The sequence below is a fragment of the Streptomyces sp. NPDC007189 genome (assembly GCF_040703635.1).
GTDB lineage: Bacteria > Actinomycetota > Actinomycetes > Streptomycetales > Streptomycetaceae > Streptomyces.
The window spans coordinates 450537-472450 of sequence record NZ_JBEYEY010000005.1; the positions used below are offsets into that span (position 1 = coordinate 450537).

The window sequence follows — 21914 nt, forward strand, 5'->3', positions numbered from 1 at the left end:
ACGCACCACAGCCGGTGCGCCGGAGGCACCTGCCGCACCCGCCGCATCCGGCATCCCGGGCGCGCCTGCCGACTCCGGTGTGCCGGAGGCACCCGCCGCATCCGATGCCGCCGAAACGCCCCACCTCCCCGAGACGCCCCCCGTCCCCCGAACACCCGGCGCACCCGGAGAGGAGAGCGCGCCGTGATCTCGTGTGTCCGGCCCGGCTGTGCGGGCCACATCATGGCCACCGGCTACTGCGACACCTGTGCCCGGCGGCACATCGAGCCGCGCTCGGAGGAGCGCCCGCCCGTCGCGCCGTCGGCCGTACCCCGGACCGCGGCCCCGGACGCTCCCGCCGAGGAGAGCCCCGGCCCGCCGGTGGTGCACGCCGTCGCCGGTGTCGGAGACCTCGACCAGCACGGACTGGTCGTCCTGCCCGAGGTCCCCGTCCCCGGCGACGTCGTCATGACCGACTTCCGCCCGCCCACCGGCGGCCGCCGGTGCCGCGGGGAGGGCTGCACCATGACCGTCGGCGTCGGCTACGGCGGCCAGCCCGCCCGCGACACCGGCCGCTGCCCCCGCTGCGGCACGCCCTACTCCTTCGTGCCGCAGCTGAAGAAGGACGACGTGGTCGCCGACCACTACCGCGTCCTCGGCTGCCTCGCCCGCGGCGGCCTGGGATGGGTCTACCTCGCGGAGGACACCCGCGCCGAGGGGTACCGGGTCGTCCTCAAGGCCCAGATCGACGCCCACGACGCGCTTGCCCGCCGCAACGCGGTCGAGGAGCGCCGCTCACTGACCGACCTGCACCACCCCGACATCGTCCGCATCATCACCTACGCCGACCACACACCCCCCGACGGCCCGCCCACCGGCTACCTGGTCATGGACTACATCGGCGGACGCTCCCTGCAGCAGCTGTTCGACGCCGACGACGTCGAACGGATCTTCCAGGGCCGGCCCCGCCTGGACCACGTCCTCACCTACGGCTGCAAGATCCTCGGCGCCCTGGAGTACATGCACGACCGCGGGCTGCTGTACTGCGACATGAAGCCGGCCAACGTCATCCACTTCGGCCGGGCGGTCAAGGTCATCGACCTCGGCGCCGTCCGCGCCATCGGCGACCGCGGCTCCCGCTACGTCTACACGGCCGCGTACGCACCACCCGAGGAGGAGATCGAGCGGCGCGGCTGGCACGTCGACAGCGACCTCTACACCGTCGGCATGACCCTCCAGGCGCTCTTCCGTGCCACCCAGCCGGCCCGCGGCCTCGCCCCGGACTCCTTCCGCCGGCTGATCGACCGCGCCGTCCACCCCGAGCCCCGGGCCCGGTTCCGGTCCGCGGCCGAGATGTCCCGGCAACTCTGGGAGGTGCTGCGGGAGTTCCGCTCCCTGCAGTTCGGCGAGCAGCTGCCGGAGAGCTCCACCCGGTTCCGGGCCACCGGCGCCAGCCTCGACGCCGGGCTCGGCGCGATCCCCGCCCTCGACCACTGGACCGCCGGTCCCGGCGGGCGGCCGCGCGACCTCGACGTCTCCCCGCCGCCGGCCGCCGAGGTCGCCGGCGCCCTCCCCGAGCCGGTCCCCGACCCCGACGACGGCGCCGCCCTGCTGCTGGACGCCTTCCCGCCCGACGCCCCCGACCGGATCGCCCGGCAGTGGCCCCGCGAGTCCCGCCTCGGCACCCCGGAGACCGCGCTGTGGCTGTGCCGCGCCTACCTCAGGAAGGGCGAGCGGGAGCAGGCCGAGAGCTGGCTCGCCGAGGCCGAGACCCAGCTCGGCGAAGGCGCCGCCGCGCACGACTGGCGGATCGCCTGGCACCGCGGCGTGCTCCACCTCAGCGGCGGAGAGGTACGGCAGGCCGGGGCCGCCTTCGACGCCGTCCACCGGGCGCTGCCCGGCGAGTACGTGCCCAAGCTCGCCCTCGCCTACTGCGCCGAGCACGAGGCCGGCCCGCGGCGCAGCCCACGGGCCATGCGGTTCTACGAGGCCGTCTGGAAACGGGACTTCGCGCACACCGCCGCCGCCTTCGGCCTCGCCCGCGGTCATCTGGCCGCCGGGGACCGCGACGCCGCCGTCCGCGTCCTCGACGACGTGCCCGCCACCTCCCGCCATCACGACACCGCCCGGATCGCGGCCGTCCGCGTCCGCGCCGGCGTCCTGTACGGCGGCCCGCCCACGCCGGCCGATCTGCGCGACGCCGCCCGCCGGCTGCCCGAACTGAGCCTGGACGGCGGCGCCGCCGACGGCGAGTCCCGGGCCCGGCTGCTCGCCGAGGTCCGCGAGAACGTCCTGCACTGCCGCCCGGAACAGGGCTGGGGGCCGGAGTTCCCCGCCGGCGACCTGCTCGGCCCCGGCGACGAGGACAGCCTGCGCCGCCTGCTGGAGCACTCCTTCCGGCAGCTCGCCGCGCAGGCCCGCACCGCCGGGGAGCACGGCCGGCTGCTCGACCTCGCCCACGACGTACGGCCCATGACCACCTTCTGACGCCCTTCCGACGCCCGCGCACACCCTGACCACCGAGGGGACACACGATGACCGTGGCCGAGCAGATCGAGGTGACGCTCGCGGTCGGCCAGCAGCGGGACCTGCCCGTCGTGCCCGCGCCCGGGCAGCCCGCCGACCGGGAGATGCACGCCATCCTGGAGATCGGCGTCCGCGGCCCCGACGGCCCGGGACCCGGCGACGGCCCGGCGCCCGCGGCGGCCCCCGCGCTCGCCGAGGTGCTGATCGTCGACACCTCCCGCTCGATGCTCCACCCCGCCGCCAAGCTGCGCGCGGCGAAGGACGCCACCGCCGCCGCGATCCGGCTGCTGCCCGACGGCACCGCGTTCGCCGTGCTGTCCGGGCGGTTCGACGCCACCGTGGTCCATCCCGGCCCCGGCCGGGCCCCGATGGCCGTGGCCGGACCCGCCGAACGGGAGGCCGCCGAGCGGGCCGTGCGCATCCTGGACGCGGACGGCGGCACCGCCCTCGGCACCTGGCTCGACCTCGCCCGCCGGCTGCTGAAGGACCAGCCCGCCCCCGTCAAGCACGTCCTGCTGCTCACCGACGGGCGCAACGAGCACGACCACCGGGCCGCCGTGCCACTGGACACCGCCCTGGACGCCTGCGAGGGCCGGTTCGTCTGCGACGCCTGGGGCATCGGCGACGACTGGGACGCCGAGCTGCTGCTGCGCATCGCCCGGCGGCTGCACGGCCGCGCCGGGGCGGTCCGCGAGGAGTCGGAACTGACCGCCGCGTACGAGGAGTTGATGACCGGTCTGCTCGGCACCACCATTCCCGAGCTGCGGATCAGGATCACCCCCACCCCCGGCACCGCGATCCGCCGGATCAAGCAGGTGGTCCCGCGCGAGCAGGAACTGTCGCCCGTCCCGGCCGGCCCCGGCGCCGAGTACGTCACCCGGGCCTGGGGCGAGGAGGTGCGGCACTACCAGGTCGTGCTGACCGCCGACCCGGCCGGCCGCGAGCTCGGCGAGGACCTGCAGCTGGCCGCCGTCGAGGTCGCCGTACCCGACTTCGGGCGCCCGGTGCGGCTGCCCGCGCCCCGGCCGGTCCTGGTCCGCTGGACCGACCACCCGCTCGACGCCTCCCGGCAGCATCCCGCGGTCCGGCGCAGCGAGCTGTACCAGCGGGCGAGCGCCGCCGTCGCGGAGGCCTACCGGGCCTGGCTGCGCGGCGACGACGGCCGGGACGCGGCGGACCGCGCACTGGCCCGCGCCCTGGCCGTGGCCGAGGAGCTGGGCGACGCCCAACTGCTGGACGCCCTGCGGGTCATCGAGGACGGCGGGCCCGGTGCGGGCACCGGCCGGATCCGCTCCGGCCTGAAGGACGTCGACTGGCAGCACCTGATCCTCTCCAGCGCCCTGACGACACCGCCGCCCCCCGGCGCGCAAGCGCCGCCCGGCCCCGGCACCCCCGATCCCCCCGGCGCCGAGGCCCTGACCGAGTGCCCGGAGTGCGGATGGCTCGGCCCGGCCGACTCCGTGTACTGCGGCGGCACGTGCGGACGCCGGCTGAGGGAGCCCGGGTCATGACCCCGGGCACGGGCGACGCACGCCCCGGAGAGGGTGCGGGTCACCGTCCCGGCGGCGGTACCGGCATCCCCGGCCACGAAGCCGCGGCCGGTGGTCACGTGGCGGAAGCGCGCCGCACAGCCCGTACCCGGAGCGCCCGCCCCGATGTCCCCGGTGCTCGCCGGGGTGACGGAGACGGCGGGCCCGGTGTCGCGCCGACCGCCCACCGGGCCTCGCCCGCCGACCGCCGTACCCGCGCCGGGTCGCCCCTGCGCCGCCTGCGCCGTCTCCTGCCTTCCGGGCGGCGCGCACCGGACGGCGAAAGCACGACCGCGCACGACCTCGCCGTACGCCACCGCCTGCTGCTGGCCCTGTCCGCGCTGCTGACGCTGTCGCTGTTCCTGTCGTACGAGGGCGTGCACGGCGACGCCAACCCGCTGCGCACCTCCAGCGCGCCCGCCGTGCTGTCCATCGACACCGCGCTGTACGCGCTCGGGCAGGCCCAGCGGGACGCCGGCGCGGCGGCGCCCACCAGCGACTTCCAGAAGCAGATCTCGGTGGCCGCGCAGAGCCTCGCGGCCGCCGCCGGGGACGACGTCGGCGGGACGGCGGGCCGGCAGGCCCTGCAGACGGTCGCCGGGCTGATCACGGTGTACGCCGTCAAGGTCCAGCAGGCCCAACTGCAGCCCGCCGGCAGCGTGTTGCGTGAGGCCTACCTCAGCTACGCCACCAGCGTCCTGACCGACCAGGGCTCCGGCATCCAGGCCCGGCTGAAGGCCCTGCAACGGCAGGAGCGGGACGCGGTACGGCGGCAGACCTCGTTCGGCCCGCTGCTGTGGCTCGGCTGGACCGTGACCCTGCTGCTGGCCCTCGCCCTCGCCGCGGCCCTGCTGGAGACCCAGCTGTTCCTGCGCCGGCGCTTCCGCCGCCGGTACAACCGGGGACTCCTCGCCGCCGGCGCCCTGCTGGCGGCCGGAATCGCCGCCCCGCTGCTGTTCACGGTGTGGACGCACCAGGGAATGGCGCACACCCGCGACCTGCTCGACCGCGAACTGACCAGTGGCCCGCTCATCACCGGCGCCGGGCGGCACACCGCGTCGTACCTGGCGGACACCGGCTTCCGCGCTTCGGCCGCGGTCTGGATCCTGATAGGAGGCATCCTGCTCATGGCCCTCGCCGAGACGGGACTGCGGCGGCACATCGACGACTACCGGTTCAGGCCCCGGTGAGCGCCCCGCAGGGCGGCACCGCCGCCGACCGCCGACCCCGCCGCCCGCGCACCCTGACCGTGCTGGCGAGCTGCCTGGTCCTGCTCGCGGCGGCCGTCGTGTTCGCCGTACGCGCCCTCGGCCAGGAGCCGACCGTCACGCTGCTCGCCAACTGGACCGGAACCGACGAGCAGAACTTCCGGCAGGCGGTCATCGAGCCGTTCGAGCGGAAGTACCACATCCACGTCGACTACCAGGGCAGCTCCGCCGAGAGCCAGGTGCTCGGCGCCGACGTGGAGGCCGGCACGCCGCCGGACGTGGTGGTGCTGACCGGTCCCGGCGAACTCGCGGACTACGCCGGGCAGGGGCAGCTGAAACCGCTCGACGGCCTCGTGCCCGCCGCCGGTTTCGGCGCGTCCTGGAGTACGCCGCTGAACGGGCACGTGTACTGGTTCCCGCTCAAGGCCGACCTGAAGTCCATCGTCTGGTACCCGGCCGGCACCAGCGAGCGGCAGCGCACCGAGGCGGCGCACCGGCCCGGCCAGTGGTGCGTCGGCATGGGCTCCGGGGCGACCAGCGGCTGGCCGGGCACGGACTGGATCGAGGACATCCTGCTCCAGAAGTACGGCCCCGCCGTCTATCAGCGCTGGGCGCGCGGGGAGCTGTCCTGGCGGTCCCGGCAGGTGCGGTCGGCCTGGACGACCTGGGGGCAGCTGGTGGGCGCGGGCGGGGGCAGCGAGCTGGTGCGGCGGGCGCTGAAGACGCCGTACCAGGACGCGTCGAAGCCGGTCACCGCACAGCCGCGCGGCTGCACCCTGGAGCACCAGGCGTCCTTCATCCGCAGCCAGGAGACCACCTGGCAGCGCGTGGACGGCCGTTACGAGCCCTCGGCCCGACTGATCCCGGGGGCCACCGCCACCGGCGCCTGGGAGGTCTCCGGGGACCTGGTCGCGCTGCTGCACGACACCCCGCACGCCAAGACGCTGATCCGGTACCTGGCCTCGGCCGGCGCGCAACGCGCCTGGAACGCCAAGGAGTCCGGTTTCTCGGTCGACCCGCAGGCCCAGCCGGCGCCCGCCGACGCCGGCCCGGCCTGGCACCGCTCACTCGCCCGGACCCTCCTCGACGACCGCGCGGTGCACTGCTTCGACGCCTCCGACGCGATGCCGCCCTCGGTCCGCGACGCGTTCGCCGAGGCCACGATCGAGTACCTCGCGGGCCCCCGCCGGCTCGACGCCCTGCTGACCTCCCTGGACACCCTCAGCCACACCCCGAACCTGACCTGGCTCCCGTCCGTCTGCGACCACATCCAGTGACCCACCGGGCCACGGCTCCCACCCCGGGCCGGTGCGTGAACTCGGCACCGATCAGGGGAGGCCGGCGGCCGGCTCCAAGCGTCCCGTCCGCCACCGGCCCGGCGGGCCCTCCCGGGCAGGCCGTCGGCGCGGGGATTCGGGAGCCGGCCGGCGCCGCCCGCTACAGCCAGTCCCGCTTCTTGAAGACGACGTACAGCGTCAGGCACACCACGCCCATCAGCGCGACGGCGAACGGATAGCCGAACAGCCAGTGCAGCTCCGGCATGTGGTCGAAGTTCATGCCGTAGATCGTGCCGACGAGGGTGGGCGCGAAGAGGATGGCCGCCCACGACGAGATCTTCTTGACCTCCTCGTTCTGCTCGAAGCCGGCCTCCGCCAGCGCCCGCATCTCCGCGTTCTGCTGCTGGGACACCAGGGTGGCGTTGACCGTGAGGATCTCGGAGAGGGCCTGGCGGAAACCGTCGACGCGTTCGCTGATGTGGGTGACGTGGTCGGCGACGTCCCGCAGATAGCGCTGGAGTTCGGCGTCGGTCTCGTACTTGGCGAAGCCGGCCATCAACCCGTGCAGCATGCCGACGAGCGGGCGGGTGGCACGCTGGAACTCCACCATTTCCCGGGAGAGTTCGTAGATGCGGCGGGAGACCTCGGGGTCGCCGCGGAACACCTCGGTCTCGATCTCGTCGATGTCGTTCTGGACCCCGGCGACCACCGGGGCGTAGCCGTCCACGACCGCGTCGAGGATCGCGTACAGCACCGCTTCCGGGCCGAGCTTGAGCAGTTCCGGGGAGTCCTCCATCCGGCGGCGGACCGCCGACAGGTCCGGGGCCGCGCCGTGCCGGACCGTGAGGACGAAGTCCGGTCCGACGAACACGTGCAGCTCCCCGAAGTCGACCTCCTCCGGCGCGTCCAGATAGCGGGCGGCGCGCAGCACGACGAACAGCGTCTCGCCGTACCGCTCCAGCTTGGGCCGCTGGTGCGCCTCCATCGCGTCCTCCACCGCGAGGGGGTGCAGGCCGAACTCGGCGGCCAGCGAGTGCAGATCGGCTTCGGTGGGCCGGGCCAGGCCGATCCAGGCCATGCCCGCCGGCTGCTCGCGCAGCTCGCGGTAGGTCTCGGCGAGCGTGGCGGGGGAGGACAGGCGGACGCCGTCGCGGTAGAGCGCCGCCTGCACGATGCTCGCCGGCTCGGCTCCCTCCCCGGCGACGGCGGGTGCGGGCCCCTCGGCGACGGGGGACTGCGGCGGAGTGGGGGCGCGGCGCCAGACGGGCCTGCGCCCGCCGTTCCTGCCGTTCTCTCGCTCGGACATCGGCCGCCTCTCCGTCGCGTCACGTGCTCCTGACCACTTCAGCGGGGACAGGGCTGGATCGGAGGAACCCGGGGGTACCGGAGCAGAAGGATATCCGCGGGCGCCGGAACGGGCCGACGTCCCGGTGCGCGGGGCGGGCCGGGAGTCGCGGACGGAAGGTGTCCGCGATCGGGGCTAGCGTGCGGCCATGACGAAGAGCAGGACGACGAAGGCCCCCCTCCTGGACATCCGCGCCCTCAACCGGGCCACCCTGGAACGGCAGTTGCTGCTGCGCCGCTCCGCGCTCGCCCCCCTCGACGCCGTCGCGCACCTGCTCGGGCTCCAGGCGCAGAACGTCCGGCCGCCGTACTACGCCCTCGCCGCCCGCCTCGACGGCTTCCAGCCCCAGCAGCTGTCCGCGCTGATGGCCGGCCGCGAGGTCGCCCGGATCGTCACCCTGCGCTCCACCCTCCACACCCACACCGCCGACGACTGCCTCGCCCTGCGGCCCTTCGTCCAGCCGGCCCGGTACCGCGAGCTGGGCCAGTTCCGCGCGGGCCTGACCGGCGTCGACCTGAACGTCCTGGCCGCCGTCGTCCGCGCGTCGGTCGAGGACGAGCCGCGGACCATGGCCCAGCTGCGGCAGGCGCTGAGCGCGCGGTGGCCGGACGCCGATCCCCAGGCCCTCGCCGTCGCCGCCCGCTGCACCCTGCCGCTGGTCCAGGTCACCCCGCGCGGACTGTGGGGCCGCAGCGGGCAGGTCGCCCTCACCACCGCCGAGCACTGGCTCGGCCGCCCGGCGGCCAAGGCCCCGGAACCGGAGTCCGTGGTCCTGCGCTATCTCGCCGCGTTCGGCCCGGCGTCGGTCAAGGACATGCAGACATGGGCCGGGCTCACCCGCCTGCGGGACGCCTTCGAGCGGCTGCGCCCCCGGCTGCTGACCTTCCAGGACGCCTCCGGCGCCGAGCTGTTCGACCTCCCCGGCGCCCCGCGCCCCGACCCGGACACCCCGGCCCCGCCCCGCTTCCTGCCCGAGTTCGACAACCTCCTGCTCTCCCACGCCGACCGCACCCGCGTCGTGCCGCCCGCGTACCGGGGCCGGCACTGGCGGGGCAACCAGGCCTACCGCACGCTCCTGGTGGACGGTTTCCTCGCGGGCCTGTGGAAACTGGAGGCGGACGCCCTGGTCATCGAGCCCTTCGCCGAGCTGCCCCGGAGCCGGCGGGACGAGGTGGCCGCGGAGGGGGAGCGGATGCTCCGCGTCCTGCACCCGGACACGCCGTACGACATCCGCTTCGGGACCGTGGTCCGGCCCTGAGGCCGCCCGGCGTCACCCCGGGCCGGCCCGCGCCCGGACATCAGGTGCGGCGGGTACGCCCGGACCGCCGCCGTCAGCTGCCGCTTCGAGGGGTTCACCAGCGCCCGGCCGGCCACCGTCACGGTCGGCACGGTCGCGTTGCCGCCGGCGACGGACCGCACGAAGGCGGCCGGCCTGGAGGCGACTGTGCGCGGCCTCTACAGTCGGCCCATGGAACTGCGCCAGCTCAGCTATTTCGTCGCCGTGGCCGAGGAGTTGCACTTCGGGAAGGCGGCAGAGCGGCTGCACATCGTGCAGTCGGCGGTCAGTCAGCAGATACAGCGGCTGGAGCGTGAGCTGGGCGCCGAGCTGTTCGACCGCTCGCCGCGCCGGGTACGGCTGACCGGGGCGGGGGAGCGGCTGCTGCCCGAGGCGCGGGCGGTGCTCGCGGCGGCGGAGAAGGCGCGGGCCGCGGTGGCCGCGCCGGCCGGACTGCGGCTGGGCACCAGCACCGGGCTCGGCGCGCATCTGGACCGGGTACTGGCCGCCTTCGCCGAGCGGGCGCCCGAGGTGCCGGTGGAGCTGGTCTCGCTGCCGGCCGAAGAGCGGCTGAACCGGGTGGCGGCGGGCCGGCTGGACGCCGCGTTCGTACGGTCGGCCGAACCCCCGGACGGCGTACGGGTGGTGCCGCTGTGGCCCGATCCGCTGGTCGCCGCCCTGCCCGCCGGCCACCCCCTCGCGGCGCGCGACGAGATCCGACTCGCCGATCTCGCGGGCCTGCCCCTCGCCCTCACCCCGCGCCGCACCAACCCGGCCCTGGTGGACCTGGTCCTCGGCGCCTGCCGCGCGGCCGGGTTCGAGCCGGTGCCCGGACCGGCCGGCGGCACCCTGCACGACACCCTGGCCACCATCGGCGCCCGCCCGCTGTGGACGGTCGTCTTCGCCTCCCACGCGCGCGTGCTGGCCACGCCCCGGGTGGCGTACGTCCCCTTCCGCGCACCCGGACTCGCCCTCGCCACCGGACTCGCGGTGCCCGCCGCCGACCCCTCCCCGCACCTGGAGAACCTGCTCCTGGCCTGCCGCGATCACGAAAGCTGATCGCTGCGGTCGCGGACTGCTCCTTGGCCGGCGGCGCCCGGCGCGATGGACTGGGCTCACCGAGAAGGAGCAACCGTTCAAGGGAGTCCAGTCATGCCGATCGTCACCATCCAGCAGGGCCCGCGCGACGCCGAGCTCAAGCGGGAGCTGGTCAAGCGGGTCACCGACGCCTTCGTCGACGCCTACCGGATCCCGGCGGAGAGCGTGCAGGTGTGGATCCACGAGGTCCCGGCGGACAGCTGGGGCGCGGCCGGGAAGCTCACGGCCGACAAGTAGCCCCCACGCCCCCGCACCCCACGCCCCCGCACCCCACGCCCCCGCACCCCACGCCTTCGCGTTCCACGGGGGTGGACGTGGAGAGGGGGGCGCTGCGGGCCGCTCGTGGTGGCTCGCAACGCCCCCCTGGCAATTACCTGAGGGGTGCTCAGGTGTCCCTCTTCCGGGTTACGGGCGGACCTGCGCGGTCATGAACCGACCTGCGCGGTCACCAGGTCCGAGAAGGCGGCCAGCCGGGTGTACACACCCGGGTGGCCGGCCTCCGCGCACCCCTCCCCCCAGGAAGTGATCCCTGCCAGGACGCCCCCGATGAGCAGGGGACCGCCGCTGTCGCCCTGGCAGGTGTCTACGCCGCCGGAGGTGTATCCGGCGCACACCATGTCGGACTGGACGAAGTCCGAACCGTAGGAGGAACGGCAGCTGGAGTCGGACACGACCGGGACGGTCGCGGTCCGCAGCTGGTTGGAGGAGCTGCCGTTCTCCGAGGTGGTGCCCCAGCCGAGGATCCGGGCCGTGGTGCCGGCTGCGTACACGCCCGTCTGGGAGGAGGAGACGTACGACACCGGCTTGTACGGCATCGACGTCGACAGGGTCAGGACGGCCACGTCCTTGCCGTTGGTGGCGTCCGTGTAGTCCGGGTCGACCCAGATCTTGCTGACCTTGCTGACCGTGCCGTCGGTGCCGTTGAGATAGGTCCGCCCGCCGACCACACGCACACCGCTCGGGGACGCGCCGGCCATGCAGTGCGCCGCCGTCACGACCTTGGTGGCGGCCACCAGGGTGCCCCCGCAGAACTGGTTGCCGGAGGCGTCCGTGATCTGCATGACGAACGGATAGGCCGCCGTCGTGGTGGTCGTACCGCCGACGATCGGCTGCGGGGCCGCGCTCGCCGTGGGGGAGGCGAGCAGCGTGGTCGCCGCGGCGGCGGCGGTGGCCACCAGCGTCGCGGCGGTCTGTCTGGCACGTCTGAACCCGAACATGAGTCTCCTCAGTGAGGGGTTGCACCGGTGGGGGATCGCACGGGGTGGAGCACGGGGCGCGGGTCCCCCGCTCGGGCGGAGCGTGGGGGAGGATCCGACCCCGTGTGCCCGGGCGAGCGGCACGCCCATTACGCTAGGTCCCGGAACCCCCGGCTCCCAATGAGGGAACCCCCTAGGGGGTCGGGTGAGGGAAAACCCTCGGTCCGGCTCAGTTAACTAGGGCGGCGCTCAGCGCGCCCGTCGAGCCGCCGCCAATCGGACGATGTCCACCCGGGACCGGATCCCCAGCTTGCGGTAGACCCGGGTCAGGGTCGCCTCCACCGTCTTGACGCTGATGAACAGCCGGGCGGCGATCTCCCGGTTGGTGGCTCCCTCCATGACCAGCGCGGCCACCTGACGCTCCATCGCGGCCAGCGCCTGCAGCGCGTCCAGGGCCTCCGGCACGGCCGGCCCGGGCTTGGGCTCGGGGGCGGTGAGGGATTCGTCCACCTGGCGCAGCCAGGGCAGCGCCCGGCAGCGCCGGAACATGCGGGTGGCCTGGTCGTACGCCGAGGCCCCCGGGCGCCCGTCGCGCAACCGGGCCAGGGCGAACGCCGCCCGTGCCTCCTCCAGGCCGTAGCCGAGCTTGGCGAGCCGGTCCTGAGCGGACGTCAGCTGGGCCACGGCCGCCTCCAGGTCGCCCTGGGCGGCCCGCACCAGGGCCTCGGAGCGGTCGAGGACCGCGAGCACGCTCTCCCGGCCGAGCCGCAGGGCGTGCTCGCGGCTGGTGTCGATGACGTCCTGCGCCTCGGCCGGTTCGCCGATACGGACCAGCGCCTCGGCGAGGTCGCCCTGCCAGCGGCCGCGCGCCGGGTCGGTGATGCCGAGAGCCAGCTCCAGCGTGCGCACCCGGCGCAGCGAGCGCACGGTGCCCGCCGGATCCCCGGCCACCAGCTGGGCGTACCCGAGCGCGCCCAGCGCCCGGGAGAGGTACATCTGGTCGCCGTCCTCCTCGGCGTGCTCCACCGCCTCCCGGGCGAGGGCCAGCGCCCGGTCCACGTCGCCGCCGGAGGCCTCGGCGAGCGAGGTGAGCATCGCGGAGGCGGTCTCGCCGATCCCGGAGTCCCGGGCCAGGCGCAGGCTCTCGCGGGCCAGTTCCAGGGCGCGCCCGCAGTGCCCGGTGCGCAGTTCGGTCTCGGCGAGCCCGCGCAGGAAGTGCACCTCGCTCTCCACCGAGCCGCGCCGGCGCACCTCGCGCAGCAGCGCGGTGACCGTCGCCCGGGCCTCGGTCAGCTGGTCGCTCATCACCAGCCAGCGGAACCGCGCGCTGCCCGCCCCGTTGTGGTGCCAGGCCACCTTGGGGTCCTGAGGCTCCTTCAGGGCGCGCTTGATGGTGCGGGGCGCGTCCGGGTGGCCCATCAGGGTCTCGGTCTGCGCCTGGAAGGCGAGGGCGAGCAGCTCGGTGCGCCGGTCCGCGCCGCGCGCGGCCAGCTCGGCGGCGTGCGCGGCGGCCTGGCGGGCCTCGGTGAAGTCGCCCTCCACGATCAGCGCCCGCCACGCCAGCTGGTAGTGCACCAGCGCCAGCAGCCGGGGGTCGTCGCCGGCGTCGGCGAGGGCCTGCGGGAAGACCGCGTCGACCTCGGTCATGGTGTGGCCGGCGCTGTCGATGACGATGATCCAGGCCCGCACCCGTTCGGCCGGCACGCTCGTGCGGGCCAGCACCTCGCGCGCGATGTCCCGGGCCAGGTCGATCTCGCCCGCGGTGATCGCGTCCTCGGCGGCCTGCAGCCGGCGCTCCTGAGGGCTCGGCACCCCCTCGGCCGGAGTGTGCCGGGCGGCCAGCAGGCCCAGGTGGGCGGCGACCGAGGGAGCGCCGCGGTCCCGGGCGAGGGCGGCGGCCTCGGCGAGCCGGGCGGCGACCTCGGGGTCGGTGCCGGTGGTGGCGAGGGCCAGGTGCCGGGCGCGTTCGATCGGGTCGGAGGCGGCCGTGGACAGCGCCGCGTGCGCGGCCCGCCGCTCGGGCGCGGGCGCCTCCGCGTACAGCGCGGCCGAGATCAGCGGGTGCGCGAACCGTACGGCGGGGGCGTCCGGCTCGGTGGCCAGCAGCCCCAGTTCGGCGGCCTGGGCACACTCCGCCTCGGCGGCCTCCCTCCCGGCCGCGTGCAGCAGCGCCATGGTGGGGCGGGCGCCGGCGCTGGCCACCAGCAGGGTGCGGCGGGCCTCGACCGACAGCATGTCCAGGCGGCTGAGCACCAGGGCGCGCAGGCTGGTCGGCACCGGCAGCGGCTCGCCCGGCCGGGGCGGGGTGGGGCTGTCGGCGAGGGCGCGGCCGAGTTCGAGGGCGAACAGCGGGTTGCCGCCGGAGGTGCGGTGGATCTCGCGGACGGTGGAGCGGGGCAGGCCGCCGTGGCCGCGGTGGTCGAGCAGCTGGGCGACCTGGGCGCGGGTCAGCGGGCCGAGGCGGACGGCGAGGGTGTCCGGCGGGCAGGCGCGCAGATACCGGTCGTACTCCTGGCTCCCGGTGCCCTCGGTGCGCACCGCGCACAGCAGTTGCACCGGGGTACCCTCCAGGCGGCGGGCGGCGAAGCCGAGCAGTTCGGCGCTGGCCGGGTCCAGCCACTGCAGATCGTCGGCGACGACGAGGACGCCGCCGTGCCCGGCCAGCGCGCGCAGCGCGGAGAGCACCGCGAGGCGCAGGGCGAGGCCGTCGCGCTGGAGGCTGGACTCGCCGCGGCCGGTGAGCGCCGACTCCAGGGCGGTGCGCTGGGCGAGGGGCAGCCGGGGCGCGACGTCGTCGAGGACCAGACCGAGGAGATCGGCGAGGGCCAGGAACGGCAGATGCGATTCGGACTCGGTGGCGGAGCAGCGCAGGACGGTGCGGGCGGTGGCGCCGTATTCCTCGGCCAATGCCCGCAGGACCGTGGATTTTCCAATTCCGGCGGGACCGTGGAGCAGCACACTGCCGCCCGAGGCGAGTTGGTCACGGGCGCCGGCGAACAGGTCCTCGCGGCCGATGACCAGGTCGGGGCGGCACCTGGCAGGCTCCTGGAAGTCCCGTCGCACGGTCACCGCTCCCCTCGTGTGTCGTGTCCGGACCAAATTCTAGGCAACGATCCTTGAAATTCGGACGGAGGCTGTGGTGAGGGAAATAACAGACGGTCAAGGAGGGGGAAATTCAAGGCGCCCACGCCGGAATGAGAAGGTTTCCTGACGACCGTCGCGTCATGGCAACAGCCCCGCCCTGCGGGCCGCGGTCACCGCCTCCCCTCGGGTGTGCGCGCCCAGCTTCCGCATCGCCGAGCGCAGATAGCCCTTCACCGTCTCCGGGCGCAGCCCCAGCCGCTCGGCCACGGCCGCGTTGGTCGCCCCCGCCGCCACCCAGGACAACACGTCGAGTTCCCGCGGCGCCAGGGTCACGCCACCGGATCGTGGCGGCGCCGTCAGCAGCCCGCAGGCCGCCAGCAGTTCCGCGCGCAGGCCCGGATCACCGATCCGCGGCACCAGGGCCCGCAGCGCCGCGTGCGCCTCGCGGACCTGTTCCCAGGCGGCGCCCCGGTCGCGGTCGGCGGGCTCCGGCCGGGCCGCCGCCAGCAGCTCCCCGGCCTCCTCCCGCACCACCAGCGCCTGCTCCACGTCCCGCGCGACGGCCATGGCCGCCCCCAGCGTGCGGTCGCCGAGCGGCTGGGCCGAGCGCAGCGCGCCGTAGAGCACCCCGCGCACCCGGCGCCGCACCACCACCGGCACCGCGAGCACCGAGCGGATGCCCTCGGCGGCCACCGGGACGTCGTACTCGTGGCTGATCTGCCGGGAGCTGGAGTAGTCCGTCACCGCGCACGGCCGGGCCAGCGCCACCGCCTTGCCGCCCAGCCCGTTGCCCGAGGTCACCGCGAGGGAGCGCAGGGCGGCGGTCGTCGTGCCGCTCAGCTCGCTGATCCGGATCTGCGGCCGGCCGGACTCCACGAGGCCGCCGAAGGCGACGGGAAGGCCCGTGGCCCGCCGCAGCCGGACCAGCGCGCCGCCGATCTCCACCGCCCCCGCCGCGTCTGCCGTCACCTGCTCGCCCTTTCCGCCGCCCACACCCCCGTTCGGGGGTGGTGAGACCTGCATCACGGATTAGACGATGCCAGAGAGCCGCCCGGCAATGGTCCGGTACGAGGAGGACAGATGACGACGGCGACCGAGCAGTTCCGCGGGGCGCGGGACTTCCTGCTGGCACACCGCGAGGACTATGCGGCCGCGTACGCGGGCTTCGCCTGGCCGCGGCCCGCGCACTTCAACTGGGCGCTGGACTGGTTCGACGTGATCGCCGCCGGCAACGACCGGACCGCGCTGCACATCGTCGAGGAGGACGGCACCGAACGGCGGCTGTCCTTCGCCGAGATGTCCGAGCGCTCGAACCGGGTCGCGAACCAGCTACGGAACCGGGGCGTCACCGCCGAGGACCGGATCCTGGTCATGCTCGGCAACCAGACCGAGCTGTGGGAGACCATGCTGGCCGCGATGAAGCTGCGCGCCGTGGTCATCCCGGCCACCCCGCTGCTCGGCCCGGCCGACCTGCGCGACCGGGTGGACCGGGGCCGGGTCAGGCACGTGATCGTACGGGCCGAGGACACCGCCAAGTTCGCCGACGTGCCCGGCGCCTACACCCGGATCGCGGTCGGCGGCCTGCCCGAGCAGGGCTGGGAGCCGTACGAGGACGCGTACACGGCCCCGGCGGAGTTCCTCCCCGACGGCCCCACCCTCGCCGACGATCCGCTGATGCTCTACTTCACCTCGGGTACGACCGCCCGCCCCAAGCTGGTCGAGCACACCCACGCCTCGTACCCGATCGGGCATCTGGCGACCATGTACTGGATCGGCCTGAAACCCGGCGACGTGCACCTGAACATCTCCTCGCCGGGCTGGGCCAAGCACGCCTGGTCCAACCTGTTCGCGCCGTGGAACGCCGAGGCGACCGTCTTCCTCTTCAACTACACGCGGTTCGACGCGGCCCGGCTGATGGCCGAGATGGACCGGGTGGGCGTCACCACCTTCTGCGCCCCGCCGACCGTGTGGCGCATGCTCATCCAGGCCGACCTCGGCCAGCTGCGCACGCGGCCCCGCGAGGTGGTGGCCGCGGGCGAGCCGCTCAACCCCGAGGTCATCGAGCAGGTCCGGCGGGCCTGGGGCGTCACCATCCGGGACGGCTTCGGGCAGACCGAGACCGCCGTGCAGGTCTCCAACAGCCCCGGCCAGCCGCTGAAGACCGGCTCCATGGGCCGGCCCAGCCCCGGCTACCGCGTCGAACTCCTCGACCCGGTCTCCGGCGCGCCCGGCGCCGCCGAGGGCGAGATCGCCCTGGACCTCGCCGAGCGCCCGGTCGGCCTGATGACCGGCTACCACGGCGACCCGGACCGCACGGCACAGGCCATGGCGGGCGGCTACTACCGCACCGGGGACATCGGCCGCAGGGACGAAGACGGATACATCTTCTATGTCGGGCGCGCCGACGACGTGTTCAAGGCCAGCGACTACAAGATCAGCCCGTTCGAGCTGGAGAGCGCGCTGCTGGAGCACGAGGCGGTGGCCGAGGCCGCCGTCGTGCCCGCGCCGGACGAGCTGCGGCTCGCCGTGCCCAAGGCGTACGTCGTGCTCGCGGCGGGCTACGAGCCGGGACCGGACACCGCGAAGGTCCTCTTCGAGCACTCCCGCCAGGTGCTCGCCCCCTACAAGCGCATCCGCCGGCTGGAGTTCGGCCCGCTGCCCAAGACGGTCTCCGGCAAGATCCGCCGGATCGAGCTGCGCGAGGCGACGGCCGCCGGCTCCGCGAACGAGTACCGCGAGGAGGACTTCCGGTGACCGCCGAGCTGTCGTACACGCACGGAACCGGTGCCACCGCCCTGCTCGGCGACACCATCGGCGCCAACCTCGACCGGGCCGTGGCGCGGTGGCCGGAGCGCGAGGCGCTGGTCGACGTGCCGTCGGGGCGGCGCTGGACGTACGCCGAGTTCGGCGCGGCCGTCGAGGAGCTGGCGCAGGCGCTGGTGGCGAGCGGAGTCGCCAAGGGCGACCGGGTGGGCATCTGGGCCGTCAACTGCCCGGAGTGGGTGCTGGTCCAGTACGCCACCGCCCGCATCGGCGCCGTCATGGTGAACATCAACCCGGCCTACCGCACCCACGAGGTCGAGTACGTCCTGAACCAGGCCGGGATATCGCTGCTGGTCGCCTCCCTGAGCCACAAGACCAGCGACTACCGCGCCATGGTCGAGGAGGTGCGCGGCAGGTGCCCGGCGCTGCGCGAGGTCGTGTACATCGGCGACCCGAGCTGGGAGGCGCTGATCGCGCGCGGCACCGGGGACGCCCCGTACGAGGAGCTGTCCTGCGACGACCCGATCAACATCCAGTACACCTCGGGGACGACCGGCTTCCCGAAGGGCGCCACCCTGTCCCACCACAACATCCTCAACAACGGGTTCTTCGTGGGCGAGTTGATCGCCTACACCGAGCAGGACAGGATCTGCGTCCCGGTGCCCTTCTACCACTGCTTCGGCATGGTGATGGGCAACCTCGCGGCCACCTCGCACGGCGCCTGCATGGTCATCCCGGCCCCGTCCTTCGAGCCGAAGGCCACGCTGGAGGCGGTGCAGCGGGAGCGCTGTACGTCCCTGTACGGCGTGCCGACCATGTTCATCGCCGAGCTGAACCTCCCGGACTTCGCCACGTACGACCTCTCCTCGCTGCGCACCGGCATCATGGCGGGCTCGCCCTGCCCGGTGGAGGTGATGAAGCGGGTCGTCGCCGAGATGCACATGGCGGAGGTGTCCATCTGCTACGGCATGACCGAGACGTCGCCGGTGTCGCTCCAGACCCGCCGCGACGACGACCTGGAACACCGCACCGGCACCGTCGGCCGCGTCCTGCCCCACCTGGAGGTCAAGGTCGTCGACCCGGCCACCGGGGTCACCCGGCCACGCGGTACGGCGGGGGAGTTGTGCACCCGCGGCTACAGCGTGATGCTCGGCTACTGGAACGAGCCGGAGAAGACCGCCGAGGCCGTCGACGCGGGCCGCTGGATGCACACCGGCGACCTGGCGGTGATGCGCGAGGACGGGTACGTCGAGATCGTCGGCCGGATCAAGGACATGATCATCCGGGGCGGCGAGAACATCTACCCGCGCGAGATCGAGGAGTTCCTCTACGCCCACCCCAGGATCAGGGACGTCCAGGTCGTCGGGGTGCCGCACGAGAGGTACGGCGAGGAGGTGCTGGCCTGCGTGATCCCGCAGGACGCGGCCGACCCCCTCACCCTGGAGGAGCTGCGCGCCTTCTGCCGGGGCCGGCTCGCGCACTACAAGATCCCCAGCAGGCTGCGGATCCTCGACTCCTTCCCGATGACGGTGTCCGGAAAGGTGCGCAAAGTCGAACTGCGCGAAATGTACCAGGCATGAAACGCTCCTGAGCGAGCATCCGCTTCTTGTTCCACGGCGGGCCCCGGGCCGAGCGCGCTGTCGGCGGCACACTCGGACCGGGGTTCGTCGGAGGCCGCCGTACGCCGGCGGGGTTCGTCAGAGGCCGTCGTGCGCCGACCGGGTGTCCCGTCCCGGTGCGCCGGTGGCGTGCAGTGTGCCGGCCGGGTCGTTCACCGGCTGGGGGACGCCCGCGAGGTCCAGGACGAACAGGGGGACGCCGAGGGCGTCCGCGCCGCTGCGGGCGGCGTCGGTGTACCCGGCGAGGGAGAAGTACACGCAGTCCGCCGACTCCGTCATCGCCGTCAGCCACAGGCACTCCACGTCGCGGTGCGCCGCCGGGCGCACCGTGGGGTCGACCTGGGCGAGGAGGCCGGGCGCGGCGAGCCCGATGCCGTTCGGGGGCCGCTGGTCGGCGCGGCGGACGTCCCCGTAGCCGAGCCAGCGCAGATAGAGCGCGGCGACGGTGACGGCGTCGCGGGCGGTGCGGATGGCGCGTGGCGGGAAGGCGGGGCGGCGGACGGCCGGCTCCGGCCCGGTCCCCGCGGGCGTCTCGGCCGCCGTCTGCGGTGTGCCGGGGCCCGCCACGGGCGTCACCGGGATGCGCAGGACCGTGCCGCAGGGGCAGCCCAGCTCCGGATGCGGCCACTGGTTGCGGCGTCCGCAGGCGGCGCAGGGCACGGCCAGCCACTCGTCGTCCCAGGCCCGGTGGGCCGCCACGGCCGGTTCGGCGGCCGGGTCGGGGCGCGGGGCGGTGGGCGCGCCGCACACGCAGGGGTACGACGACGCGGTGTAGACGTGCTCGCGCCGGCAGGCCGGGCAGCGCACCGGCACGCTCTCGGGCATGACCATCTCCCAGGCGTCGCGTCGGATCCGTCGCGTCGGGACAGCGACCCCCATCGTCCTCCCCTCGAACGCCGCTTGTCCGGCGCTTGCCCTGTCTCGGCCTCTCTTGACGACATTGGCCCGCGCTTCTACATTGCTTCCAGATAGTAGAAACTAACTTCCGCGATGCGGAATAACAGCAATCTGGAGACTGTGCTCACCGCGGGGCGCGACGGGAGTACGCATCCGAGAAGCCGAAGCAGGAGTACTCGATGGCTCGTATGACCGCTGCCCGCGCGGCAGTTGAGATCCTCAAGCGCGAGGGCGTCACCGACGCCTTCGGTGTGCCGGGCGCGGCGATCAACCCGTTCTACAAGGCCCTCAAGGAGGGCGGCGGCATCCACCACACCCTCGCCCGCCACGTCGAGGGCGCCTCGCACATGGCCGAGGGCTACACCCGCACCAAGCCGGGCAACATCGGCGTCTGCATCGGCACGTCCGGCCCCGCCGGCACCGACATGATCACCGGCCTGTACTCGGCCATCGGCGACTCCATCCCGATCCTGTGCATCACGGGTCAGGCGCCCACCCACGTGATCCACAAGGAGGACTTCCAGGCCGTCGACATCGCCTCGATCGCGAAGCCGGTCACGAAGATGGCGGTGACCGTCCTGGAGGCCGCCCAGGTCCCCGGGGTCTTCCAGCAGGCCTTCCACCTGATGCGCTCCGGCCGTCCCGGCCCGGTCCTGATCGACCTGCCGATCGACGTCCAGCTCACCGAGATCGAGTTCGACCCGGAGACGTACGAGCCGCTGCCCGTCTACAAGCCGGCCGCGACCCGCGCCCAGATCGAGAAGGCGATCACCTTTCTTCTGGAGTCGCAGCGCCCCGTCATCGTCGCCGGCGGCGGCGTCCTCGGCGCCGACGCCGCCGACCTGCTGGTGGAGTTCGCCGAGCTGACTCGCACCCCGGTCATCCCGACCCTGATGGGCTGGGGCGCGCTGCCCGACGACCACGAGCTGAACGCCGGCATGGTCGGCGTGCAGACCTCGCACCGGTACGGCAACGCCACCTTCCTGGAGTCCGACTTCGTCCTCGGCATCGGCAACCGCTGGGCCAACCGCCACACCGGCTACAAGCTCGACGTCTACCGCGGCGACCGCAAGTTCGTCCACGTCGACATCGAGCCCACCCAGATCGGCAAGATCTTCCCGCCGGACTACGGTGTCGTCTCCGACGCCAAGGCCGCGCTGGAGCTGTTCGTCGAGGTGGCGAAGGAGCTGAAGGCGGTCGGCAGGCTCCCCGACCGCTCCGACTGGGTCGCCTCCACCCAGGAGCGCAAGGCGACGCTGCTGCGCCGTACGCACTTCGACAACGTGCCGATGAAGCCGCAGCGCGTGTACGAGGAGATGAACAGGGCCTTCGGCCCGGACACCCGGTACGTCACCACCATCGGCCTCTCCCAGATCGCCGGCGCGCAGATGCTGCACGTCTACAAGCCGCGGCACTGGATCAACTGCGGCCAGGCCGGCCCGCTCGGCTGGACCATCCCGGCCGCGATCGGCGTCGCCAAGGCCGACCCGGACGCCCCGGTCGTCGCGCTCTCCGGCGACTACGACTTCCAGTTCATGATCGAGGAGCTGGCGGTCGCCGCCCAGCACAGGATCCCCTACGTCCACGTGCTGGTGAACAACGCCTACCTGGGCCTGATCCGCCAGGCGCAGATCGGCCTGGACATCAACTTCCAGGTCAACCTGGAGTTCGAGAACATCAACACGCCCGAGCTGGGCGTCTACGGCGTGGACCACGTCAAGGTCGCCGAGGGCCTGGGCTGCAAGGCGATCCGGGTCACCGAGCCGGACCAGCTGGGCGCCGCGTTCGAGCAGGCGAAGAAGCTGGCCGCCGAGTACCAGGTGCCGGTCGTGGTCGAGGCGATCCTGGAGCGGATCACCAACATCTCGATGAGCCGCACCATGGACATCAGCGACATCTCCGAGTTCGAGGAGCTGGCCACCGAGCCCGGCCACGCGCCGACGTCGGTCAAGCCGCTGAAGGTCTGACACCGCCAGGCACACCAAGGGCGGCCCGTCCACCAGGACGGGCCGCCCTTTCGCGTCCCCCGTCGTACTCCCCCGTGCGGGGCCCGCCGCCCCCGTGCCGGCGGGCCCCTGGTGCACGTAATCTGCCCTACCGCGGGGGCGGTTGAAGCC

General features: G+C 74.0%; 15 protein-coding genes. 10 read left to right on the forward strand and 5 right to left on the reverse strand.

Annotated elements, in window-relative coordinates; translation table 11 throughout:
• Positions 1-183 precede the first annotated feature (183 nt).
• The 4 genes from AB0950_RS13935 to AB0950_RS13950 are packed head-to-tail and all read left to right on the forward strand — an operon-like array spanning position 184 to position 6519.
• Positions 184-2466, forward strand: a complete 2283-nt coding sequence (locus AB0950_RS13935; protein ID WP_360147459.1) for a tetratricopeptide repeat protein — start codon at positions 184-186, stop codon at positions 2464-2466.
• Positions 2467-2513: 47 nt separating this feature from the next.
• A complete protein-coding gene (locus tag AB0950_RS13940) occupies positions 2514-4016 on the forward strand; it encodes a VWA domain-containing protein (protein WP_366778574.1) in 1503 nt (500 codons plus the stop codon).
• Entirely contained in the window at positions 4013-5224 is a 1212-nt protein-coding gene (locus AB0950_RS13945) for a hypothetical protein (RefSeq protein WP_366778575.1), read from the forward strand. The genes AB0950_RS13940 and AB0950_RS13945 overlap by 4 nt, the downstream gene beginning before the upstream one ends.
• On the forward strand, positions 5221-6519 hold the full coding sequence (locus tag AB0950_RS13950; RefSeq protein ID WP_360570573.1) for an ABC transporter substrate-binding protein: 1299 nt from the start codon (positions 5221-5223) through the stop codon (positions 6517-6519). The genes AB0950_RS13945 and AB0950_RS13950 overlap by 4 nt, the downstream gene beginning before the upstream one ends.
• 160 nt (positions 6520-6679) lie before the next feature.
• On the opposite strand, the gene AB0950_RS13955 is transcribed toward AB0950_RS13950, so the two are convergent.
• The gene (locus AB0950_RS13955) at positions 6680-7825 is read right to left on the reverse strand and encodes a magnesium and cobalt transport protein CorA (RefSeq protein WP_360570575.1); all 1146 of its coding nucleotides are present in this window, start codon (positions 7823-7825) and stop codon (positions 6680-6682) included.
• Positions 7826-8012: 187 nt separating this feature from the next.
• Between AB0950_RS13955 and AB0950_RS13960 the strand changes: the two genes are divergently transcribed.
• From AB0950_RS13960 to dmpI, 3 genes are all read left to right on the forward strand, one after another.
• Positions 8013-9122, forward strand: coding sequence for a winged helix DNA-binding domain-containing protein (locus AB0950_RS13960; protein WP_366778576.1), 1110 nt, complete (start codon positions 8013-8015; stop codon positions 9120-9122).
• Between the two features lie 210 nt (positions 9123-9332).
• The gene (locus AB0950_RS13965) at positions 9333-10199 is read left to right on the forward strand and encodes a LysR family transcriptional regulator (protein WP_366778577.1); all 867 of its coding nucleotides are present in this window, start codon (positions 9333-9335) and stop codon (positions 10197-10199) included.
• A 93-nt stretch (positions 10200-10292) separates the two neighbouring features.
• Complete coding sequence (gene dmpI, locus AB0950_RS13970; RefSeq protein WP_360147438.1) at positions 10293-10475, forward strand: 4-oxalocrotonate tautomerase DmpI; 183 nt, start codon at positions 10293-10295, stop codon at positions 10473-10475.
• 188 nt (positions 10476-10663) lie between these two features.
• Here the strand turns inward: dmpI and AB0950_RS13975 are convergent, their stop codons facing one another.
• From AB0950_RS13975 to AB0950_RS13985, 3 genes are all read right to left on the reverse strand, one after another.
• Positions 10664-11455: a serine protease gene (locus AB0950_RS13975; protein ID WP_366778578.1), complete on the reverse strand. Its 792-nt coding sequence runs from the start codon at positions 11453-11455 to the stop codon at positions 10664-10666.
• A gap of 228 nt (positions 11456-11683) precedes the next feature.
• A complete protein-coding gene (locus AB0950_RS13980; protein ID WP_360147432.1) occupies positions 11684-14503 on the reverse strand; it encodes an AAA family ATPase in 2820 nt (939 codons plus the stop codon).
• A 153-nt stretch (positions 14504-14656) separates the two neighbouring features.
• Positions 14657-15487, reverse strand: coding sequence for a helix-turn-helix transcriptional regulator (locus AB0950_RS13985; protein ID WP_366778579.1), 831 nt, complete (start codon positions 15485-15487; stop codon positions 14657-14659).
• A gap of 111 nt (positions 15488-15598) precedes the next feature.
• Between AB0950_RS13985 and AB0950_RS13990 the strand changes: the two genes are divergently transcribed.
• Positions 15599-17272 carry an AMP-binding protein gene (locus AB0950_RS13990; RefSeq protein ID WP_366778580.1) on the forward strand — a complete coding sequence of 558 codons (1674 nt, stop codon included), beginning with the start codon at positions 15599-15601 and terminating at the stop codon, positions 17270-17272.
• Complete coding sequence (locus tag AB0950_RS13995) at positions 17269-18861, forward strand: AMP-binding protein (protein WP_366778581.1); 1593 nt, start codon at positions 17269-17271, stop codon at positions 18859-18861. The genes AB0950_RS13990 and AB0950_RS13995 overlap by 4 nt, the downstream gene beginning before the upstream one ends.
• A gap of 117 nt (positions 18862-18978) precedes the next feature.
• On the opposite strand, the gene AB0950_RS14000 is transcribed toward AB0950_RS13995, so the two are convergent.
• Entirely contained in the window at positions 18979-19731 is a 753-nt protein-coding gene (locus tag AB0950_RS14000; RefSeq protein WP_366778599.1) for a hypothetical protein, read from the reverse strand.
• Between the two features lie 245 nt (positions 19732-19976).
• Here AB0950_RS14000 and gcl point away from each other — a divergent pair, with 245 nt between their 5' ends.
• Entirely contained in the window at positions 19977-21764 is a 1788-nt protein-coding gene (gene gcl, locus AB0950_RS14005; RefSeq protein ID WP_366778582.1) for a glyoxylate carboligase, read from the forward strand.
• Positions 21765-21914 lie beyond the last annotated feature (150 nt).

What these genes read in the sequence shown, in the direction of transcription:
- AB0950_RS13990 (WP_366778580.1), top strand. Translation starts at nt 15,599, where the DNA reads ATGACGACGGCGACCGAGCAGTTCCGCGGGGCGCGGGACTTCCTGCTG.
- gcl (WP_366778582.1), top strand. Translation starts at nt 19,977, where the DNA reads ATGGCTCGTATGACCGCTGCCCGCGCGGCAGTTGAGATCCTCAAGCGC.
- AB0950_RS13965 (WP_366778577.1), top strand. Translation starts at nt 9,333, where the DNA reads ATGGAACTGCGCCAGCTCAGCTATTTCGTCGCCGTGGCCGAGGAGTTG.
- AB0950_RS13940 (WP_366778574.1), top strand. Translation starts at nt 2,514, where the DNA reads ATGACCGTGGCCGAGCAGATCGAGGTGACGCTCGCGGTCGGCCAGCAG.
- AB0950_RS13975 (WP_366778578.1), bottom strand. Translation starts at nt 11,455, where the DNA reads ATGTTCGGGTTCAGACGTGCCAGACAGACCGCCGCGACGCTGGTGGCC.
- AB0950_RS13945 (WP_366778575.1), top strand. Translation starts at nt 4,013, where the DNA reads ATGACCCCGGGCACGGGCGACGCACGCCCCGGAGAGGGTGCGGGTCAC.
- AB0950_RS13960 (WP_366778576.1), top strand. Translation starts at nt 8,013, where the DNA reads ATGACGAAGAGCAGGACGACGAAGGCCCCCCTCCTGGACATCCGCGCC.
- dmpI (WP_360147438.1), top strand. Translation starts at nt 10,293, where the DNA reads ATGCCGATCGTCACCATCCAGCAGGGCCCGCGCGACGCCGAGCTCAAG.
- AB0950_RS14000 (WP_366778599.1), bottom strand. Translation starts at nt 19,731, where the DNA reads ATGGTCATGCCCGAGAGCGTGCCGGTGCGCTGCCCGGCCTGCCGGCGC.
- AB0950_RS13955 (WP_360570575.1), bottom strand. Translation starts at nt 7,825, where the DNA reads ATGTCCGAGCGAGAGAACGGCAGGAACGGCGGGCGCAGGCCCGTCTGG.